The following is a 2,186-nucleotide window of genomic DNA, read 5'->3' as shown; positions in this document are numbered from 1 at the left end:
CGGCAGCGGCGGTACCGGCGGGGCCGGCGGGCTGCTCCTCGGCGCCGGCGGCGCCGGCGGTGCCGGCGGCTTCGGCGCGGGTACCGGCGGCATCGGCGGCCAAGGCGGAATGCTGTTCGGCAATGGCGGCGTCGGCGGTACCGGCGGGTTGGGCGACACCGGCGGTACCGGTGGGGTCGGCGGAACCGGCGGTCTGTTCGCTACCGGCGGGGCCGGCGGCGCCGGCGGTGGCGGCCCCAACGGCGGGACCGGCGGGGCCGGTGGCACCGCCAACGGAGACTGGGCAGCTCATGGTTACCCGCAGGACAGCCAGGACACTGTCTCCGGTGGTCATGGCGGTGACGGCGGCGATTCACTGTCCAACGGCGGCACCGGCGGTGCCGGCGGCGCCGGCGGCAACGGCGGTAATGGCGGCCGCCTCGTCGGCGTCGGTGGCGCCGGTGGCGGCAGCGGCAGCGGCGGCGCCGGTGGTAGCGGCGGTACCGGCGGGGCCGGCGGCGCGGGTGGCCAAGGCGGCAACGCTGAAGGCGGGACCCCCGACGTCCTGGGCGGTAACGGCGGCGACGGCGGTAACGGCGGGGACGGTGGCACCGGCGGTAACGGTGGCACGGCTGGGACCACCGCAGGCACCGGCGGGTCCGGGGGATTGATCGGGATGGCCGGCAGCGCGGGCGACCGCGGCGTAGGCGGGGCCGGCGGCCCAGGCGGTCCCGGTGGTGCCTACGGTCCCGGCGGCGCGGGCGGTACGGGATTCCTGTCGGGCAGTGCGGGCGCCAATGGCAGCGTCGGCAACGACGGCGCAGCGGGACAACACGGCTGATCTTCGTCGCTTGTGCGCGGCGCAACGGTCCGTTCGCAAACTACCGCAAGGCGCCGGTAGTCGGCCCATGTGGCTTCAAGCATTTGGCCGAGGGACCGGGCAGCTGCGGATTACCTTTCATGGCAACGGTGTTGCGCATGTAGCCTCGGTTAGCTGCCCCACAGGTGTGGCACCCGAGGTAGCCGCGGCGCCGGGCCGTATGCCAGCGCCGACGCGCTGCGGGGTGGGGCCCACAAGCGCAAGCCGTGGGCCCATGACGTCGCTGGCTGGCACACCGAGCTCTACGTCGACGCTGCGCGATTGCCCGAACTTGTCCCGCAGTTGGCCCGCCTGCTCCCGGATCAGCATTGATCATCTAGGCTTGTCGGCGGCCGGGCTGCCTCGGCTGCTTGATGCGGTCGATCGCGGAATACGAGTCAAAGCAACGGGATTCGGGCGTTTGAGCCTCAACGTTGCCGATGCGCTGCGCCGCATCGACGCCGTCAACCCTCAGGCCCTGATGTTCGGCACCGACCTGCCCGGCACCCGGGCGCCTCGCGCGTTCACTGCAGAAGACCTCGACGTGATCAGCGACACTCTGGGAGATGACGCCTCGCAACGGCTCAGCGACAACGCCCGATCCTGGTATCGAATCTGACGCACGGGAAGGGTTGCGGCGCTGTGCATTACCCAAGCATGCGTGAGACGCAACGGTGTGTTCGCAATCTTTTGCTAGACCACGGCGGCCGTGCTGCTTAGCGTCGTGTGTGACCGAGGTCACCCTGGCCTGGCTGGTGCGTTATTGGCTTTGTTTGCAACGGCTTTGGCCATGTACAGGAGTGCGCCTTCGGTCCCGCATTGGTCGGAGGTATGGCGATGTCGTTGGTAAGCGTGGCGCCCGAGGTGGTCGCGGCGGTGGCCTCAGATGTGGCGCGAATGGGCTCGTTGATCGGAGACGCCAATCTGGCGGCAGCAGGGCCGACCACCCTACTGGCCGCCGCTGGTGCCGACGAGGTCTCCGCAGCCATCGCGACGCTGTTCTCCGGCCACGCTCGGGAGTTTCAGGCGGTCAGCCGGCAGGCGGCACTGTTTCATGACCAGTTTGTGCACGCGTTGAGTACCGGCGCGCTGATGTATGCCAGTGCTGAGTCGATCAATGCTGACCCGCTGCAGGGACTTTTCAACATGGTGAACGCGCCCACCCAGGCGCTATTGGGGCGCCCGTTGATCGGCAACGGTGTTGACGGGACGCCGGGAACCGGGGCTAACGGCGGTGCGGGTGGGTTGTTGTTCGGTAACGGCGGAGCCGGTGGGTCAGGCGCTGCGGGGCAAGACGGCGGCGCCGGCGGGGCGGCCGGGCTGATCGGCAATGGCGGGATCGGGGGTG

At 70.4% G+C, this 2,186-nt stretch carries 3 protein-coding genes and 1 pseudogene; all 4 read left to right on the top strand.

The annotated features are described in order from the left end of the window. The coding region (locus BST40_RS32225) for a hypothetical protein (protein ID WP_244174528.1) at positions 1–820 on the top strand (820 nt) is incomplete at its 5' end. Positions 821–1,073: 253 nt separating this feature from the next. Beyond that, positions 1,074–1,457 carry a hypothetical protein gene (locus tag BST40_RS27855; protein WP_183155067.1) on the top strand — a complete coding sequence of 128 codons (384 nt, stop codon included), beginning with the start codon at positions 1,074–1,076 and terminating at the stop codon, positions 1,455–1,457. A 212-nt stretch (positions 1,458–1,669) separates the two neighbouring features. Beyond that, positions 1,670–1,897 (top strand): annotated as a pseudogene (locus tag BST40_RS32220) (PE family protein); the annotation flags it as partial. An 87-nt stretch (positions 1,898–1,984) separates the two neighbouring features. After that, positions 1,985–2,186, top strand: a 202-nt coding sequence (locus BST40_RS32215) for a PGRS repeat-containing protein (protein ID WP_341865539.1), incomplete at its 3' end; no start/stop codon positions are given.

The sequence above is a fragment of the Mycobacterium persicum genome (assembly GCF_002086675.1).
GTDB classification, from domain to species: Bacteria; Actinomycetota; Actinomycetes; order Mycobacteriales; family Mycobacteriaceae; genus Mycobacterium; species Mycobacterium persicum.
The sequence above is the reverse complement of the archived record's forward strand: the minus strand, read 5'-3'. Positions and strand labels throughout refer to the sequence as shown.

Coding starts and splice junctions, on each gene's coding strand:
- BST40_RS27855 (WP_183155067.1), top strand. CDS start 1,074: ATGACGTCGCTGGCTGGCACACCGAGCTCTACGTCGACGCTGCGCGAT.